At 30.0% G+C, this 18477-nt stretch carries 19 protein-coding genes and 2 tRNA genes; 5 read left to right on the top strand and 16 right to left on the bottom strand.

Going from position 1 to position 18477, the window contains the following annotated elements:
• Nucleotides 1-16: 16 nt before the first annotated feature.
• Both FBE87_RS02840 and FBE87_RS02835 read right to left on the bottom strand, forming a co-directional pair.
• A complete protein-coding gene (locus tag FBE87_RS02840; RefSeq protein ID WP_002852081.1) occupies nucleotides 17-460 on the bottom strand; it encodes a GatB/YqeY domain-containing protein in 444 nt (147 codons plus the stop codon).
• Between the two features lie 11 nt (nucleotides 461-471).
• Nucleotides 472-1491 (bottom strand): bifunctional 3,4-dihydroxy-2-butanone 4-phosphate synthase/GTP cyclohydrolase II, encoded by a 1020-nt coding sequence (locus tag FBE87_RS02835; RefSeq protein ID WP_002935089.1) that lies wholly within the window; start codon nucleotides 1489-1491, stop codon nucleotides 472-474.
• 92 nt (nucleotides 1492-1583) lie between these two features.
• Between FBE87_RS02835 and FBE87_RS02830 the strand changes: the two genes are divergently transcribed.
• Nucleotides 1584-1658: transfer RNA gene (locus FBE87_RS02830), tRNA-Gln, on the top strand.
• Between the two features lie 33 nt (nucleotides 1659-1691).
• Nucleotides 1692-1767 (top strand) — tRNA-Met (locus FBE87_RS02825).
• Between the two features lie 21 nt (nucleotides 1768-1788).
• On the opposite strand, the gene FBE87_RS02820 is transcribed toward FBE87_RS02825, so the two are convergent.
• The 9 genes from FBE87_RS02820 to FBE87_RS02775 all read right to left on the bottom strand — a co-directional run bounded on the left by FBE87_RS02820 (nucleotide 1789) and on the right by FBE87_RS02775 (nucleotide 9292).
• Entirely contained in the window at nucleotides 1789-2661 is an 873-nt protein-coding gene (locus FBE87_RS02820) for a YafY family protein (RefSeq protein WP_168977217.1), read from the bottom strand.
• Entirely contained in the window at nucleotides 2658-3725 is a 1068-nt protein-coding gene (locus tag FBE87_RS02815) for an HP0729 family protein (protein ID WP_063674938.1), read from the bottom strand. The genes FBE87_RS02820 and FBE87_RS02815 overlap by 4 nt, the downstream gene beginning before the upstream one ends.
• 8 nt (nucleotides 3726-3733) lie before the next feature.
• Nucleotides 3734-4039, bottom strand: a complete 306-nt coding sequence (locus tag FBE87_RS02810; RefSeq protein ID WP_052798784.1) for a hypothetical protein — start codon at nucleotides 4037-4039, stop codon at nucleotides 3734-3736.
• A gap of 6 nt (nucleotides 4040-4045) precedes the next feature.
• Nucleotides 4046-4510, bottom strand: coding sequence for a hypothetical protein (locus tag FBE87_RS02805; protein WP_002869110.1), 465 nt, complete (start codon nucleotides 4508-4510; stop codon nucleotides 4046-4048).
• A gap of 3 nt (nucleotides 4511-4513) precedes the next feature.
• On the bottom strand, nucleotides 4514-5296 hold the full coding sequence (locus FBE87_RS02800; RefSeq protein ID WP_002854816.1) for a hypothetical protein: 783 nt from the start codon (nucleotides 5294-5296) through the stop codon (nucleotides 4514-4516).
• On the bottom strand, nucleotides 5296-6978 hold the full coding sequence (locus FBE87_RS09180) for a hypothetical protein (protein ID WP_002884498.1): 1683 nt from the start codon (nucleotides 6976-6978) through the stop codon (nucleotides 5296-5298). The genes FBE87_RS02800 and FBE87_RS09180 overlap by 1 nt, the downstream gene beginning before the upstream one ends.
• A 75-nt stretch (nucleotides 6979-7053) precedes the next feature.
• A complete protein-coding gene (locus FBE87_RS02785; RefSeq protein WP_002931517.1) occupies nucleotides 7054-7260 on the bottom strand; it encodes a hypothetical protein in 207 nt (68 codons plus the stop codon).
• The gene (locus tag FBE87_RS02780; RefSeq protein WP_002864511.1) at nucleotides 7251-7853 is read right to left on the bottom strand and encodes a hypothetical protein; all 603 of its coding nucleotides are present in this window, start codon (nucleotides 7851-7853) and stop codon (nucleotides 7251-7253) included. The genes FBE87_RS02785 and FBE87_RS02780 overlap by 10 nt, the downstream gene beginning before the upstream one ends.
• Nucleotides 7854-7915: 62 nt before the next feature.
• Complete coding sequence (locus tag FBE87_RS02775; protein ID WP_165433069.1) at nucleotides 7916-9292, bottom strand: replicative DNA helicase; 1377 nt, start codon at nucleotides 9290-9292, stop codon at nucleotides 7916-7918.
• A 153-nt stretch (nucleotides 9293-9445) separates the two neighbouring features.
• Here FBE87_RS02775 and FBE87_RS02770 point away from each other — a divergent pair, with 153 nt between their 5' ends.
• Nucleotides 9446-10375: a DUF2860 family protein gene (locus tag FBE87_RS02770; RefSeq protein ID WP_052790160.1), complete on the top strand. Its 930-nt coding sequence runs from the start codon at nucleotides 9446-9448 to the stop codon at nucleotides 10373-10375.
• A gap of 47 nt (nucleotides 10376-10422) precedes the next feature.
• Here the strand turns inward: FBE87_RS02770 and FBE87_RS02765 are convergent, their stop codons facing one another.
• Together FBE87_RS02765 and FBE87_RS02760 are read right to left on the bottom strand one after the other, a co-directional pair.
• Nucleotides 10423-11751, bottom strand: a complete 1329-nt coding sequence (locus FBE87_RS02765) for an MATE family efflux transporter (RefSeq protein WP_002869959.1) — start codon at nucleotides 11749-11751, stop codon at nucleotides 10423-10425.
• A 180-nt stretch (nucleotides 11752-11931) separates the two neighbouring features.
• Nucleotides 11932-12867 carry an NAD(P)-binding domain-containing protein gene (locus FBE87_RS02760; protein ID WP_002868072.1) on the bottom strand — a complete coding sequence of 312 codons (936 nt, stop codon included), beginning with the start codon at nucleotides 12865-12867 and terminating at the stop codon, nucleotides 11932-11934.
• 70 nt (nucleotides 12868-12937) lie between these two features.
• Between FBE87_RS02760 and FBE87_RS02755 the strand changes: the two genes are divergently transcribed.
• Together FBE87_RS02755 and FBE87_RS02750 are read left to right on the top strand one after the other, a co-directional pair.
• Nucleotides 12938-14170, top strand: coding sequence for a glutamate-5-semialdehyde dehydrogenase (locus FBE87_RS02755; protein WP_002858629.1), 1233 nt, complete (start codon nucleotides 12938-12940; stop codon nucleotides 14168-14170).
• Nucleotides 14167-15252, top strand: a complete 1086-nt coding sequence (locus FBE87_RS02750) for an FUSC family protein (RefSeq protein ID WP_002868070.1) — start codon at nucleotides 14167-14169, stop codon at nucleotides 15250-15252. Before FBE87_RS02755 ends, FBE87_RS02750 begins: the two co-directional genes overlap by 4 nt.
• Here the strand turns inward: FBE87_RS02750 and FBE87_RS02745 are convergent.
• The 3 genes from FBE87_RS02745 to FBE87_RS02735 all read right to left on the bottom strand — a co-directional run bounded on the left by FBE87_RS02745 (nucleotide 15249) and on the right by FBE87_RS02735 (nucleotide 18472).
• Nucleotides 15249-16046, bottom strand: coding sequence for an amidohydrolase (locus FBE87_RS02745; protein WP_002868069.1), 798 nt, complete (start codon nucleotides 16044-16046; stop codon nucleotides 15249-15251). The genes FBE87_RS02750 and FBE87_RS02745 overlap by 4 nt on opposite strands.
• A 10-nt stretch (nucleotides 16047-16056) precedes the next feature.
• Complete coding sequence (locus tag FBE87_RS02740; protein WP_010891864.1) at nucleotides 16057-17349, bottom strand: SLC13 family permease; 1293 nt, start codon at nucleotides 17347-17349, stop codon at nucleotides 16057-16059.
• 118 nt (nucleotides 17350-17467) lie between these two features.
• Nucleotides 17468-18472 (bottom strand): DUF2891 domain-containing protein, encoded by a 1005-nt coding sequence (locus FBE87_RS02735; RefSeq protein WP_002858603.1) that lies wholly within the window; start codon nucleotides 18470-18472, stop codon nucleotides 17468-17470.
• Nucleotides 18473-18477: the final 5 nt, after the last annotated feature.

The following is an 18477-nucleotide window of genomic DNA, read 5'->3' as shown; positions in this document are numbered from 1 at the left end:
ATAACACTCCAAAAAATTATTGTAAAAGCTCTTTAAGTGCTAAATTAAGTCTTTTGCCATCAACACTCGCACCTAATTTTATTTTAGCTTCTTTCATTACCAAACCTTGTTCTTTTAGTGAACTTACGCCCAATTCTTCTATAAGTTGTTTTAAGGCTAAAGTTAACTCCTCATCACTTAGTTGTTTAGGCAGATAAATTTCAAAAAGACTTATTTCATTTTGTTCTTTTTGTGCTAAATCTTCACGATTTGCCTTAAGATAAAGTTCGATTGCGTCTTTGCGTTTTTTGATTTCACTTGCAATGATTTTATAAATTCTTTCATTATCCAACTCTATTCTTTCATCCACTTCTATTTGCTTAAAAGCTGCATTTAGAGTTCTTAAACTATCTCTTTTAAAATCATCTTTTTGTTTCATTGCCTCTTTGATATCGTTTAAAATTTGTTCTTTTAAAGTCATTTTTTTCCTTTTTAGTTAAAATTACAAGCTTTAAGATTTAAACCAAAACCTTCTAAGCCTATATAGTCTTTATCACAACTTTGAGATAAAAGTTTAATTTCTTCTATACCAAAATATCTTAAAATCTGTGCTCCTATACCATAGTTTTTGTATTGAGTAGTACTGGATTTTTCTCCTTGCATGAAAACTATAACGCCACCATTTTCACTAAGAAATTTGATTTGCTCTAAAAGTTTTGAAAATTTATCTGAAGTTAAAAGCTCAAAATCACTACCACTGATATGAAATTTAACATTTTCACATTTTTTGATATCTTTAAAGCAAAAAGCTATGTGTTGGGTTTGATTATGATCACTAAAGATAAATTTTTCTGCTTTAAAGCCTGCTAAAACACTTTGACTTTTTTCTTCAAGCTTAATAAGGCTTTCATGTTTTAGGCGATATTCTATAAGATCGCTTACGGCTATCATATTTAAATCATGTTTTTGGCAAAAAATTTCTAGATCTTCTCTTCTTGCCATATCTCCATTATCTTTTACAATTTCACAAATCACACAAGCACCTTTTAATCCTGCTAATTTACAAAGATCAACCGTGCCTTCTGTATGACCTGTGCGTTCTAAAACCCCACCTTTTTTTGCGATTAAAGGATTGATATGCCCTGGTCTTACAAAATCACTCGCCTTAGCATTATCATCGGCAAAAATTTGTATAGTCATATTTCTTTCATAGGCGCTAACTCCCGTTGTAGCGTCTTTTGCATCTACGGTTATAGTAAAAGCAGTTTCGTGGTTTGAAGTATTTTTAGGCACCATTAAAGGAAGTTCAAATTTTTTTGCTAAAGCTTCATCTAAGGCTACACAAACCACACCACGAGCTTCTTTTATCATGAAATTTACTTTTTCTTGAGTACTAAATTGCGCAGGAAAGATTAAATCGCCTTCATTTTCTCTATCTTCTGCATCTACCATAACAAGCATTTTTCCTGCTTGTAAATCCTTAATCGCTTGTTCTACGCTAACAAATTTCATTTTTATTTCCTTAAAATTTTTAAAATTATAACTTAAATTGCTTGACAAATAAATTAAAATTCATTATAATCACACTTTTAAAAAATATTTATTGGGGTATCGCCAAGCGGTAAGGCAACAGGTTTTGGTCCTGTCATTCAGGGGTTCGAATCCCTTTACCCCATCCACTTCTTATTTTATATTTCAAAGATATTATATGCCGCGAAGTAGAGCAGTGGTTAGCTCGTCGGGCTCATAACCCGAAGGTCGGGAGTTCAAATCTCCCCTTCGCAACCAGTTAAGGATTTAAAATAAATTTTATTTAGATAGATTGTTTAAATAACTTTTTAAAATATCTTCTAGCCGTATTTTCAGTTCTATAGGAGCTAGAATTTTTATATAAGGAATCCACTGTTTAACCAAATGTAAAATTTCATCTTCATAGGAAACTTGAGTGCTTAAAGTATAGCTTGTTTCATCTTCATCAATGATTTGATAATTGCTTAGTATTTCTTTTCTAAAAAAATATTCCTTAGCATTTTTATCAAGTTTTAAAATCACTTCTTTGCTTTCTCCAAGCCAGATATTAGGATCATTTTGGATTTGTTCCTCAAGTTTTTCATTGGGAATAAAATTTTCATTTTTAGTGCGAAGTTTTGAAATTTTATCTAAATTAAAATGTTTTAATTTATCGTTTTCATCCCCTAAAAGATACCAAATTCCCTTGTAATTTACGAGTTTGTAAGGTTTGATTTGGCGTTCTTTTTCCTTATAGAAAAAATTTAACACATTGTGTTTGAGTATAGCCACACCAAGATCTTTAAAAAGCTCATAATCCACCTTTTGAAAACCTTCATTTTTTACCATCAAAACTTTATTTACCCTATGGCTTAAAAGATCAACTATAAAGCCTTGATCGAGTTTTGGATAAAGCTCAGCAATGCCACTTAAGGTGGCGAAATTTTGTATATCTTTAAAGCTTAATTTTCCCAAAGCAAAGCTTTCTAAAACATATCTTCCATTTTCTTTTTTAATAGGCATAAAAGTAAGTCTTTCGTTAAGATCCCTTTGTATGACTCTTGTATCGACATTAAACTCTTGTGCAAGCTCTTGGGCGCTTAGACTTTCCCCATTGTTAAATTTTGATAAAATCTGCACCAAGCGTATGCTTAATTTGTCGTATTCTTTCATGAAATTTCCTTGTGGGTTAAAATTCTTTTTAACAAGCTTACACCTTCTATGCCTAAAATTTCATTTCTAAGTTTTTTGACTTCATTTAAACTTGGGGCTTTTGCATGAACGGCTTCATTACGGATTTCTTGAATGAGAGTAAGACTTTTTGAAAAAGGATAATTGATAAATTGAGTTAAACTTTTTCCTAAATGATATTGGATATTTTCATGTCTGAGTAGAAATTTAATACTTCCAAGATTAGGCTTTTGGGTAAAAAAATCTTTAAGTATAAAAGATTTGCCTTGGACATTATAAGCTAAATCATAAAGGCTAGGATCTTTCATACAAGCTTTTAAAAGAACTTTTTTGGCAAAAGCGTAAATTTCATATTCTAAGGTTTTGGAGTATTTGACTACAATGCTTGTAAAATCATTTAAAAGATCGTTTTCGCTTTGTAAAAGCTCCAATTCTGCACGAATGATATTGCTTATGCTATCAGGGTGCAAGAGATAAAAAATCCTTTTGCCAAAAACAAAGCGTATGAAATTTTCTTGCATGGCTAGGTATTCTTTGCTTTTATACACGCTTAGATAATGCTTTTCATCTCCTAAAAAATAAGAACACTCTTCTTTTAATCTCACAGGCAAAGGATAGGTGTAATTATTGCCATAAATGGCATAGGTGTGATCGTTTGGGGTGATGAAATTGGCTAAAAATTTATCTCTTAAAAGACTAAAATCTTCCCTGACTAATTCTCTTAAATCACTGATGATAAAAAAGTCTTCCACTTCTAAATTTTTTTCTTTATAATAACTAGGAATCAAACTTTCATCGACATTTTTAGAAATTTTTACCACCTTAGCGACAAATAAATTAGCATAATCGCTTAAAAAAAGTTGCAAGAAATTTTCTTCATTTGTACTTTGGTAAATTTCTTCTAAGGAATTTTGCTTTTCTTGATCGTTGAGTTTTGATTTGATTTTGCCAAAGGCAACTTGGGATTTTTCTTGCAAAATGCTTAAATGTTGCTTGATGACATCTTCTTGATAGTAGGGGTTATAAAGGATTAAAAGGTGGTTCATGTTTTGCCTTATTTTAGGATTTCTTTGAGATTTTGCTTGATTTTATTAGGATTTTGCTCGTATTCTTGTATGAGATCTTTTAAAATTTCAAACAACTCGTTAAAATCCTGCGGGTGTTCTTTTTTAAAATTTACTATCAAATCCAAAGTTTTACAAATACTACTTGCTTGATCTTTGCTGTCATTAAAAGCATTTTTTATATCTAAAACCATACTGATAATACGAGCACTTTGCATAGGGCTTGAAATGCGTTTAAATAAAAAGCCTTTAAACGCATTTGCAAGGCTAAGAGATGAGAAAATTTTAGAAAACATCTGTCTTTATACTGTTTCTTTGCAATCTAGACAAATTTTTTGCCCGTTTTCGTCATATTTCCAATTGTGTCTTGTTTGTCCTAATCTTTCATGTCCGCATAAATTACATTTTTCGTGCATTCTGCATTTTGCATCTTTTTTGATTTCATAATAATTATGAAAATTATCAAACACTTGAATAGAACAAAGAGTACATCGTCTATATCCATAACAATTATCAGGATTTAATATTTCAGGAGCTTCAAAATCATGTTGATTTTTTGTAAGATATTTTCCGCAATCAGGGCAAATTTTGGAAAAAAAACATTTTGGTTTATCTTTTTCATTTTGATATTCACCCGCGTGCCAACCAATCCCACATTTTACTTCCATTCCAATATCTTTAACAACTTCAGCAGTCTTAATAGTTTTGTCTTTAATTGCTTCTGAAGCATTTACCGCCTTATCTTTTAAAGAACTTAAAAAATTCATAAATTAACGCCCTATAAAATATAATACAATCGACGCAACAGAAACTATCAAAGCTAAAATTGAAATGCTATTTGTAAAAACATTTTTTCTTTTATTTAAAATATCTTTCAATTCATTGATTTTACATTCTTGCTCTTGAACAATTTTGTCATTATAATTTTTATATTGTATAAATTCTTGATAATGTTTTTCTATGAGTTTATATTGCTCATCATCAATTTGATTTTTTTTATCTAATTCTACTTGAATATTATTTATCGTATCTTTGTGTTTTTCATGATCTTCTATAAAACTCAATGTGAACTTTTGTATTTGTTGAAATTGTTCTTTAGCGGCTTTAGATAAACGAATTACCTTGCCATCGCTCTTTACAAAACCTTGCGCAATAATAAGAGATAAAGCTTGATTCATACGCGTAGCAATACAAAAACTGGAAGTAAAAAATATTACAACTTCTTTTAGAATTGTTGTCATTTGATTCATTGATTCATTCTGTAACTCTGCTACTTCAAGGATCATATTGGATTTAATTTCTTTTTTTTCTTCTGATGTTTCTCCAAGCCAACGTCCAAAAATTGGTATATAAGTTTGCCAATCACTATCTGTATTAAGATTTTTGGCTTTTTGTGTTCTATCTTTTGCTTTATCAGCATTCTCTGCTGCTGTTTCAATAGCTATAGCTATTTCACTGATTTTTTTATTAATAAATTTTTGAATATATTCTTCATCAAGGTTTTCAATATTTTGCAAAAAATCTTGATCTTTTTGTGTGATAAGTTCTAGCATCAGTTCTCCTTAGTTTGATTAAGTTTTTTGTATAATTTTTTAGTGATATTACAATTTTCAAATTCTTCAATTGCTGTTTCTACTTCTTGAGAACTTTGCTCTCTCATTTGGTTATCTTTTTTGATTTGTTGTATAGTTGCTAAAGTTTCGTTTTTTACAATATGATAAGCATCATTCAATGCAAACCAAGTTTTGGCAATTTTGTATTGTACTATCAAATTTTTTTGAGTTACAATTTGTATTTGTAAATTGCCAATTTTGGAATTGCTTCTCCACTTATCCATATAAAAAATAGCTATAGTGCTCAATACAGCACCACCAGCCGCTGAAATACATAAAGAAAGGGCATCCCCTATTGTTTCATCGGTAAAAGGGATAGGTAGTGACAAAAATACATTAAATCCAGGTATTGACAGCAGAAACTTGTGGATCATTTCACTTCCTAACATTGAAATTGCAGAAATCATCCCGCTAACAAAAATTTTCGATGCTTCAAAGTAAATTTCATCTTTTGGTATATTTTTAGGTGGATTAATAATGATTTTTACAGCTTGATATAGAGAAGTAAAGCCTGCACGTATGATTTGCACTATTTTTTTTAAAGTTGTAAAAATAGTGTTAATAATAAAAACCAACAAATTAGAAAAAAATGCTTGAATTCCTGCTTCTAAAGAACCTTTGAATATATCCTTCCATTTTGCCTTTATCTTTTCCCAAACTTTTTCCATTCTGCGTGCAAATCGTTTAAAAATTTCTTTAATATTTTCTTTTCCAAACTCTCTAAAGGTGGTTTTTAATTCAATAACAACAGCTTCAATAAAATCTTTTAAGACAACTCCAAAGGCAGAATAAACAAAGATTTTCATTGAATCTTTAGCACCTGTACTTAAAACTTCATTAGAATATTTGACAATTTTTTCTTTTATAACTTTCTTTTTTAGGTTTGATTTGGCTGTATTGTAAATTTTTTCAGCTTTTTTTTCATCGATTCCATATTTTTCAAAATTGGTTTTTCCTGTTTTTGGATCAATTTCTTTACCCCACTCCATAAGATCTCTATCACCTTTAGAAGCATTAGCACTTGCATCAAGCCACTTAAGATTGTCAGGGTGATTTGCTATTTCTGCCCTAATTGCATCATCCAAAAATAAATGCATATTAGGATCTCTATCAATTTCCTTTAAAGAAATAACATGATCTAGTTGCGCTTTATTCTTTCCAGCACCCCTTTCCATTTCTTCACCTGTGTATTCACTACGTACAATTTTTGGAGAATTATCTCTTATATTATCTTTTATTTTATCATAGTTTGAATCTCGTTTATAGCCTTGTTGATATTTTGTAAGCTTTTGTAAATCTTCTTCTGTTGCTACAATACCTTTTTCAAAGTTATGTAGTGTTGTTACATTCCCACCATCTTTTGCATTTAAGATTGTTGAAGCTAGTCCAAAATGCCCTGTCACAGCATCCATTGCATTTTTAGTGCATTGTTCAAAAAGTGTTTGGGTTTGCTGTTCGGGTAATTTTTCCATTAAATCTTCAAGTTCTTTAAGTGAATTTTCCAAACCTTTATCAATTTCTATTCTTAGACATTCTTTTTTAGATAAATTTTCCAACTCTTTTTCTAAATCCGCATAATTGGCTTTTAAATCCAATTCTTCTAAATGTATATAATTATTCATATTTTAATAATTCCTTGTTTTTAATTTTTGTATTTTATCAAATCCCCCCCCCCAGTCAAGGGAGAAGTGAAATTTTTAAGTTTTACGCCATAGCACTAGCGCTAAAATTGTGATTAAATATATAGCACAAAATATTATATTATAAGGATAAGGTTGCATAGAAAGAAAAATAAGTATCGCTATGCCAACAAAAACCATAAACGCTATAAAATACAAACTACACATCAACACTATGGCAACAAAGCCAGCTATAAGGCTTAAAATTCCAAGTATTATTCCCATTGTTTATCCCACATAGGAGAACTCCACACAGAAGGAAAAATATACTGAGGAAAAGTTTGAAATTTTGTTTGCAGATAAAATCTCTGTGTTTTTCTCTCCATACTTTCACTTATCATTTTTACAACCGCTAAGTCATTTTTTTCGCTTTGTGTTTCCAAAAAAGCACTCAAGCATTTAAATTTTTTAGCATAGTCGATCACTTTTATCATTTGATCTTTATAAGACGACAAAAGAAATTCTGTTTTGTGATTATTTTTAGAGGTAAAATTTTGCTCAAATTCTAAAAATTCCTTAGAATTAAAATATTTTGAAAAGCCGCTATAACACTCCATGCATTCGCAAAGAAATTCTTGAATTTGATTTTTCTTTTGTTCGATTTCAAGCTCTCTTTTGAGTTTGTATTCTTCGGTATTGATTACATCCTTACAGCTTGGAACAATAGCATGTGTATCAAATTTTCTTTCTGGCTTGGATAATTTTTCGTATAATTTTTTTATGCCATATCCTGTAGCTGTAAGAGCTATACTACCAAATGCGATTTGTTTTAACATTTTCTCTCCTTGTTTTAAAATAACAAAGAAAGTATAAAACACCCTTGCGACAGGTTGTGTCGTAAAAAATAACTTTAAAATATTAAAAACTTATTTTATTAAAGCTAGCCTGTAAATTCAGTAGTTTCATAGCCTATAGGTTTATCTACAAAACAAGATTTTTCTTTTAAAAATACAACTTCTATAGTTCCAACAGGTCCATTTCTATTTTTTCCAACAATAATTTCAGCATTTTCTTGCATAGGATTTGATATAAAAAGCCTTTGATAAGCTTTGCCTTCGGCTTTAGCTTTATTCTCTCTTTCTTTTTCTTCTTGTTCTCTATAAACCTCATCGCGATATACAAACAAAATAGCATCCGCATCTTGCTCTATAGCTCCACTTTCTCGCAAATCACTCATCAAAGGACGCTTATTTGCCCTTTGCTCTAAGCCACGATTAAGTTGTGAAAGTGCGATAATAGGCATATCAAGCTCCCTAGCCAAAAGCTTAAGTCCTCTTGAAATTTCACTAACTTGCAAATGTCTATCATTAAAATTTGAATTACTCATCATAAGCCCTATATAGTCAATCACACAAAGTCCTATACTTTCATCTTGAGATTTTAAACGCCTTAAAATAGCCCTTACATCAGCAATAGTTGCATAACCACTATCGTAAATATATAATTTCTTTTGACTATAATCATTGCAAGCATCTCCTAAACGCTCCCATTCATCATCGTTTAAATCTGCAGTTAAAATTTTTTGCAAAGGAATAGAAGTTTTAGAAGATAGCATTCTTTGCATGATTTGAGTTGCAGGCATTTCAAGAGAAAATAAAGCCACGCCTTTTTTTTGTCTTAAAACCTTATCAATGAAATTTAAACAAAGAGTTGTCTTTCCCATACCTGGACGCGCGGCGATTATTATAAGTTCACCCCCTTTAAAGCCTTTTGTCATTTTATTTAGACCTTCAAAACCTGTATCAAGCCCTATAATACCTTTATTTTCTAAAGTTTTTTGCTTTTTAAATTCTTCAAAAAGTTCTGATATTACCATATCAACATCTTTAATATCTCTAGAATTCACACGATTTGTAATGCTAAAAATTTCTTTACCAATTTCATCTGCGATTTCACTTACAGCACGATCTTCATTGATACGAGTTGGCAAAAGATGTGCAAAACTCAAGAGTTGTCTTTTTACGGACTTTTCGTGAAGTTCATTTACATAAGCAGGCAAATCTATCATAGAAGGAGTGGCAAGAATTTCTGCTAAAATTTGCTCATCTATTTTTTTATGTTTTCTTAAAAAACTTACAGAAATGGGCTCTTTGTTATTACTACAAGCTATAACCGCTTTAAAAATATCTTGGTGAGCTTTAAGACTAAAATCTTTTGGGCTAATATCACCTGCTATACTAGCATAAGCTTCTTCACTCATGATACAACTGCTTAAAATAGCTCGTTCTAAATCCAAGTCATAATACTCTTGCTGCACTAAATTTCCTTATAAATATAAATTAATTCTAAAAATTCTATCTAAAAAAACTTAAATTATAAAACTTAATTTTTTTATAAATATTTAATGTAATATTAGTTACAATTATAAATGTAATTTAATTACAAACAACAAACATTTCAAGGAGAACATTTGAAAAAATATTTATTTTCCTGTGTTTTAGCCTCCATTTTAACCCAATCAGCTACGGCTGTAGAATTTCAAGAAGGTTTTAGTGGAAATTTAAGCATAGGTGTGGGTGCAAGGGATATTAAAAGTAATATTTCAACCTTGGCAAACAGCGATTATCTAAGCAGTCACAATGCTGATAATTCACACTCCTCTTTCATTCCTTTTATCGGTGCAGAACTTTACTATGGTAATCTTATAGATAATGATAGAATTTTTATTAAAAACTACAATGGAAGAGATATCAGCGGTATAGCTTTAGGCTACGAAAGAGCTTATTTAGAGCGTTTTAGCACTTCTTTTTCTGTAATTTCCTCTTTAAGAGAAAAAGCTTATGCAAATCCTTATGTAATAGGAAATAGAGAAGAAACTGATGTTGATAGATATGGTTTTAAAATCTCTCAACTTTATGAAAGTGATTTTGGGAAATTTACCACTTCATATTTATTTAGCAAAAACAAATATGATAAAGACACTATCGCACAAAGCTCTTTAAAAAGGGAGGGATATTATCACGAAATTGAATTAAACTATAATTATAGCTTATTAAACCTAGGACTAAATTATGATTACAATGATGCAGACGGAAAAGCTCAAAGCTATTCAAGATATGGTTTTAGTATAGGAACAAATTTGGCTTTTGCTAATGATTACATCTTCACTCCAAATTTAAATCTTAGCAAATATGAAGCAGTAGGAACTGATCCTATCTTCCACAAAAAACAAGATGGTAATATAGTTAAGCTTAATCTAAAAGTTGTTAAAAATCAATTTTTGGGTTATAACGGACTTTATGGTTTTGCAAATTATGGCATAGAAAAAAGAAATAGCGATATAGGATTTTATGATGAAACCTATCAAATTGTCCTAACTGGTATAGGATATAAATTCTAAAAATTATAAAAAAGCTCCTTTGATAAAATTTAAAAAAGATCTATCTCCTATAAAGATAGATCTTTAAAAATTCTTTTAAGAAAAATCCAAGCTAAAATCAAAACACAAAATTCAGCAAAAAATGGACTTAGCCATACTCCATTTAAACCCATAAAACAAGATAAAAACAAAAGAAAAAACAAAGGTATAAATAAATTTTGCGCCAAACTTAAAACCAAAGAAAAGCTTGCCTTATTAAAAGCTGTCAAAAAAGAACCACTTAGAACATTAAACCATGCAAAAAAATAATTAAAAGCAAAAAGCATCAAAGCTGTATAAGCAAAAGTTTTAAATTCTTGATTGTTTTCTTTTGTAAAAAGCGTGATTAAATTTTCTCCAAATATCAATATAAGCACTATAGAGAATAAAGATAAAAATCCCCCTGCAAAAAATACCACTTTTATAATAGCTTTGATTCTTGAAAAATCTTTTTTAGCATAGTTGTAACTAAGCGCAGGCTGCATTGCATCACCCATAGCAATAATAAGCATTATAATAAAACTATCAATATATAAAACTATAGAAAAGGCTGCCACGGCTTGAGTATCAGAAATTTTTAATAAAACAAAATTTGCAAAAATACTATACAAAGATCCTGAAATATTGCCAAAAAACTCACTGCTTCCGTTATAAAGAATATTTTTAAAAATTTTTAAATTCATATATAGGCTCGAAATTTTAAGCTCTAAATTTTGAAACAAGAAAGGAAAAATTCCAAAAATACCACCTAAAACAAGTCCCAAACAAGTTGCAAGAGCAGCTGAAAATAAGCCCCAACCCAACTCGACTATAAAAATATAATCAAGCACTATATTGCTTAATGCTATAATCACATTCATTACCATACTATAAGCAGTTTTTCCGCAAATTCTTAAATAATTATCCAAAGCAAAAGAAAGCATAGTAAAGGGTGCAAACAAAGCAAAAACAAACATACATTCTTTAGTCATCGTTTTAATCTCATCGCTAACATTTAAACAATCAATCAAAACAGGTCCTAAAAAATACTCCAAAATTCCGATAAAACAAGAGATTATAAAGATAATCAACATACTTGAGCTAAATATCTTTCTAGCTAAATTCTTCTTGCCTAAACCTAAATGCATAGAAATTTGCACTGCTGATCCTATGGCTATCATATCAGCCAAAGCAAAAGACATCATGATAAAGGGAATAATCAAGGCTAGTGCCGCTAAAGCATCACTTCCTAGATATTTTCCAACAAAAATTCCATCAACTATATAATAAAAAGAAATAAAAGCCATGCTTATAACATTTGGCACGGCACATTTTACAAAAAGCCTAAAAGGGCTTAAGGTGCTAAAAATACTTGACATAATAATCCTTAAAATATTTAAAATTAAAAATATTTTAAACCGCTAATAAAATGCCAAAAGTCCTAGTATGTAAGAATTTAAATAAAGTAATTTCGCAATAAGTTTATTAATATTTATTTTATTTTGCATATGAATTTTCTAGATTAAACTAAAATAAAAATTTAGCCCAAAGGCTAAATTTTAAAGCACAGAAAGAATTTTCACAGCGTCATTTAACCCTGTAACTATACTTGCTCCATTTTTAGTAGCAATATCTCCTGCTACAAAGATGCCTTTAACATTGCTTTGTTTGTTTTCATCCATTAAAGGCACGCCTTTATCATCAACATTAATCCCACATTTTTGTAAAAAATCAAGTGGAGTAGAACCACCAATAGCATAAATGATTCTATCATAAATATCGCTTGTACCATCGGTAAAATTTACTTTAGCTTTGCCATTATCATCTTCTACTTCATTAATGTCAATTCCTAGTTTTAACTCTACCTTACCCGAATTTCCAGCTTCGTGAATATCTTTAAGATTTATATCATTTAATCTTGTAAATTCTTTTTTACGATAACAAAGGCTAACTTGATTTGAATTTGCCAAATCCACAGCGTATTCTGCTGCTGAATTTCCGCCACCTACAACAAGAATTTTTTCATTTCCCAAAACTGAATTGGCATTAAAATTAATGATTTTTGTTAAAGTCATAGGAAGTTTGTAATCAGGTTTATTAGGTTTACCCATTCTACCTATAGCAACAATAATGTTTTTACACTCATAAACACCTTTAGCTGTACTTACTAAAAAAACTCCATTTTCATTTTTAACGCTCTCAACTTCAGAACCAAATTCAACTTCTATATTGTGCTCTTTTAAAGCGTTTTGAAAAGTTTCTATAGTGCTTTCTTTGGTGCCATCTTCAAAAGTAACATGTCCGTGATTGGTTCCTTCGCATCCCTTATAAGCTTTATCTACTCTTTTGCCATCCTTATAAAATTGCATTAAAGTTTGACAAATGTTATTTGATTTTTCTAGTATCAAAACTTCTTTGTTTTTAAGCTTGGCTTCAACTGCACAGCCTATCCCTGTTGGACCTGCACCTACTACAATTAAATCTATTTTTTTCATTTATATTTACCTTTCAATTCTAAATTTTTTTGTATAATTTATCAAGTTTTTTGTAAATAAAGGATTAAAAATGCGAAATTTGCTTGAAAATATTAAGAAAAATTCTCAAAAACTACTTAACTTAACACCCAAAGATAAAGAAAAAATTATTCTAAAATTAGCTCAAATTTTAAGAGAAAATTTCAAAATTATCCTAGAAGCAAATAAAAAAGATATGGCAAATTTCACAAAAAGCGGAGCAATGAAAGATAGGCTTTTGTTAGATGAAAAACGTATTTTAGCTCTTTGCGAAGGCCTAGAAAAAATCGCTTACATCGAAGATCCTATAGGCAAAATTTCTAAAGGCTGGAAAAATTATGCGGGTTTGAGCATACAAAAGATGAGTATTCCTTTAGGACTCATTTGTGTTATTTACGAAGCAAGGCCTAGTCTTAGCGCTGAAATCGCAGCTTTAATGATAAAAAGTTCCAATGCTTGTGTATTTAAAGGCGGAAGTGAAGCAAAATTTACAAATGAGGCTATATTTACTCTTGTTAATAAAGTACTTAAGGAATTTGATTTGCAAGATTGTTTTGCTATGTTTACCCAAAGAGATGAAATCTTGCAAATTCTAGCCTTTGATGATTTAATCGATGTGATCATACCTCGCGGAAGTTCAAATATGATACAAGAAATTGCAAACAATACCAAAATTCCTCTCATTAAGCAAAATAAAGGCTTGTGTCATGCTTTTGTAGATCAAAGTGCTAACTTAGATATGGCTTTAAAAATAATCCTTAATGCAAAGTGTCAAAGAGTAAGTGTTTGTAACGCTTTAGAAACGCTTTTAATCCATGAAAAAATTGCTAAAAATTTTATAAGTCTTTTAATACCTGAATTTGAAAAATTTAAGGTAAAAATTCACGCCCATGAAAATGCTTTGGCTTATTTTAACAACTCAAATTTAAAAATTTTTAAAGCAAATGAAAATACCTTTGATACAGAATGGCTTGATTTTGCTTTAAGTGTAAAATTAGTAAAAGATTGCGATGAAGCTATAGAGCATATCAATAAACACAGCTCCTTGCATTCTGAAACCATTATCTCAAATGATGCTTCAAATATCGCTAAATTTCAACGCCTTATAAACTCATCTTGTATTTATGCTAATGCTTCAACGCGTTTTAGCGATGGAGGAGAATTTGGCTTTGGTGGAGAAGTTGGAATTTCAACCAGCAAATTGCATGCAAGAGGTCCTATGGGGATTGAAGATATTTGCACTTATAAATATATAATCAATGGGGAAGGACAAATTCGAGAGTGAATAAAATAGAAATACTAAAGCAACACTTTAAAGAAATTGCTAAATTAAATTCAAGCGAACAAGTTTGGCAAATGCCTTTTTTTGCGGCTTTAGGCGTAGGTATAGTTTTAGGGCTTAGTGTATTTTTTGGAAAATTAAACTATGGACTCATTGCCATGATAGGAGCTTTGTCTTTTTTATATGTTCCAAACACTCCTTTATATCATAGAATGACTGTTGTGATGTGCTGTTCTTTTGGCATAGTTTCTAGTTTTTTCTTAGGAATTTTAACTCATTTTTTGCCTGCAATTTTTGCCTTCATCCCTATAGGAATTATGGCCATGGGAAGTTCTATTTTAATTAGATACTATAACATTGGTGCACCTGGATATTTTTTCTTTGTATTTTCTTGTGTTTTAGGAGCCTATTCTCCTTTTGAAGCTAAGGATTTTATCTTTTTAGTAGGTCTTGTTTTTCTTGGAGCAATGGTAGCTAATTTAATGGCTTTGTTATATTCTATCGTTGTGATTTATGGATTTAAAAATGCTTTACCTAGCGAAATTCCACCTAGAGAATACATAGGTTTTGATGCAGTTTTTGTGGATTCTTTGATCATGGGTTCTTTTGTGGCTTTTTCTATATTTATAGGAACTTTTTTAAAACTTGAAAGAAGTTATTGGATAGCCATTTCTTGCACAGCTATTATGCAAGGTGTAACTTTAAATTCTATATGGATTAAACAAATTCAACGCATCATAGGAACGGCCTTAGGAGTATGTTTTGCATGGTGGCTTTTATCTAAACAATTTCACGATATAGAGCTTATTTTACTTATGATGTCTTTGTTTTTTATAGGACAATTTTTAGTCAATCGAAACTATGCTTTAGCTATGATTTTCTTTACTCCTTATGCTACTTATCTTTCGGAAGCAGCTAATTTTATGAGTGAAAATGCAGATAAATTAATACTCGCTCGTTTAATTGATGTTGTAATAGGAAGCATTTTAGGGCTTTTAGGTGGTTTTGTGATTTACAAACCTTATCTAAGAGTGCATTTTGAACGCATTGCAAAATACATCTTTAGGATAAAACAAAAAGCTTAAAAGCCAAATAAAGCACAAGCATTATCCCCTAAAATTTGCTCTTGTTCTTTTTTAGATACGACAACTTCATTAAAAGCCACTAGAGCCGATGAAAAATTAATATTTGCTTCAAAATTTGTATGTGGCCAATCGCTTCCAAAAACAAAATTGCTAAGTGGAAAATGTTCTTTTAAAATTTCATATATTTTCTTTGCAAATTTTACAGCTTGTTCATTATTAGCATAGTCTATTTTTGCTCTATAAAAACCGCTAATTTTAAAAAATATTCTAGAGTTTTTTAAGCAAATTAAATCCTCTAAATTTGTTAAGTTTGCATTAGCTCTTGCTAAATGATCGATAACAATATTACAACCATAAGGAATTAAATTTTCAACAATATCAACAAGATTATTATCTAAATCTCTTTGAATTTCTATTTGCATTTTAAGCTTACTTAAATTTTCAAAAAATTGAGTCCAAACCATACTTTTAAAATTTGGTAATTCTTTGCCAATTAAATTTAATCTAACTCCACAAGCTTTTCTTTCTTTTAGTTTTTTAAGCTCATCAAATTTAATATTTTCATCAACCACAACTATAGCTTTTATATTTTCATCTTTTTCTATACTCTGAAGCAAAAATTCATTATCAATACCTAAAAAACTTGGCTGAACTAAAACCCCTTTATTAAAATCATAATGATCTAAATTTACTTTATAATCTTTAAAACTAGCGTCATAATCAGGCTTATATCTTGCATTTGCAACCGTATTTAACTTTTTCAAAAATATATGTGCGTGAGTATCAATCTTCATTAAATTATCCTTATAAAATAAAACTCATTATAATAGTAGCTAAAATCGCCGCTATAAATCCTATAGGCACAGCTTTAATAAGTAAATCTTTAAATAATTTTTCCTTATATTTATCAGGGCAAGATCCTAAAATTAGACTTCCTCCAGAAGAAAAAGGAGAAATAGCAGAAGCTTGAGCCCCTACAACAATACAAGAAAAAAGCAATGCCTCGCTTAATCCACTGCTTGCAGCAATGCTTGGAACTATAGGAAAAAGCGCTGGAGTAACCACACCCAAAGTACTTGAAAAAAGCGACATAAAAGCTGCAATAGCACACATTATTAACGGAATAAAAATCACATTGATCTCATTTTCTACAAGATCTGAAAATAATTTTATAGCCCCTGCTTCAACTGCTATGCTAATTAACATCCCTACTCCACAAATCATTATCAAGGTTCCCCAAGGAATTAAAGCAACAACTTGTTTCTCATCGGCCAATTTTAAAAATAAAGCAATGGCAACAAAAATCATGGCTATCATGGCTATATCTATTTTTTTATTAAAATAACTAATTGTCTCATTATGTGGAAAAATAATATTTAGCACAGGAAAGATTAAAACAACAACAATCATCATAAACATGAGAATTAAAGTAGTTTTTTGTTTATAATCAAATGGATCAGGTTTTGAAATAACACTAATTTTTATATTATTTTTAAAAGCATTAAACACAAAAAAAGATAATACCACAATAGGCAAGATTATAGTAAAAGCAAAAATAATACTAGAATTTGCAAAAGCTTCATTTGCTTCAATGCCTGAATTTTCCATCAATCCTCGAAAAATAATCCCGCTTTGAGAAGTTATAAAATTTGCTCCTCCCAAAGCACCATAATTTATAGCCATAGCTCCAGCAATTTTGCTTAAACCGATTTTATCGCAAAGTAAAAAAGTAAGTGGTGCCATAAAAGCTAAAACTGTATAAAAACCTGCTCCTAAAGCAGCTATAATAGCACTAACCACAAAAATAACAAAAGGAAGCAAATAAGGATGATTAGCAAAACGATACATCAAATGTCCAGCTAATTTTTCAAGAGTTCCATTTACGGTTGCAAAATTATAAAACAATGAGACAGCAAAAATAACAAAAAATATAGAAATAGGCCAAAAAGCTATGATTTTTTTAGGAGCTAAATCCATAAAAAAAGCTCCTATAATATAAGCAAAAATCATAGCAAAAATTCCAACATTATGTCTAGTAATATAGCCCAAAATAATAGCCACTATAATACTAGAGATGATTAAAAAAACCATTATCATCCTTTAAAATATTATAGGGCTTATAATATCAAAAAATATATTTTTCAAAGCATAAAAACAAAATCTAAATTTAAAAAATATCTATTTAGCAACAAATTTACTCATCTTATGAAATTTTTTATAAAATATCCACATCCAGAGCAAGCAAAGCAAAGCTTCCTAGCCAATGCGACCCAAGATAATCATCTTCTATATGAGCTATAGCTTTATCAAAATGCTCTGTAGCATTGTTTCTTAAAAGAATTTTTAAATTTTCATCGCAAAAATTTGAAAGTATTTTAAAACACCAAGCACGACTTAAATTTAACCCATCTAAATGTGCTATTTTACCATCGCTCCTATCACTCACACTCACAGGGGTAAATAAAGTTGCAGGCTCTTTTGCTTCTAAATTTGGCAAATATGCTTTAAAAAATTTTACAAAATCATTTTTATGTAAAACAGCACTTAAAAGCACCGCTTCCATCAAAACAGGAGATAAAAACTCATCTCCACAAGGCTCTAAAGCTTGCATATTTTTATCATTTAAAAACCACTTTTTAGCACTTTGGATGATGCAATACTCCAATTCTTGATCTTTTTTAAATCTTGCATATTCTAAAGCAAAATACAAAGCAAAAGAGCTATTAAAATGGGTTCCAACTCGTATAGGATAATCCATCTTAGGTAAAAACTCCTTAAATTCTTTAACAAAGAAATCAGCTATGCCTTCTAAATTTTTAGCCCAAATTTCAGCTTTGTCATTTTCTTTAGCAAGTAAATTTATCTCCAAAGTCAGTTTTAAAAACCATCCCCATCCATAAGGTCTTTCAAAACCTTTGTGTGCAGGGTTTTGAAGATATTTAAGCTCTCCTTCTGCTTTTTCTTTGCTAAATTGAGAATCTAGAGCTTTGATGATTTCATCCTTTGGAGCAAAATGAGAAAAATCTTTTAAAATTTTCACCAAAAGCCAGTGAGAATGCACGCTAGAATGCCAATCATAAGAACCATAAAATATAGGATACATAAGTTTTGGCGGTTTAATATCATTGATATCATTAAAAGAATGTGTAATTTTATTTGGCAATTCTCTAAAAATATTTTCTAGTGCAATAAAGCTAAATTGTTTTATAAATTTTTCCATTGTTT

The organism is Campylobacter sp. CFSAN093246, assembly GCF_012889415.1.
Taxonomy (GTDB): Bacteria; Campylobacterota; Campylobacteria; order Campylobacterales; family Campylobacteraceae; genus Campylobacter_D; species Campylobacter_D jejuni.
The sequence above is the reverse complement of the archived record's forward strand: the minus strand, read 5'-3'. Positions and strand labels throughout refer to the sequence as shown.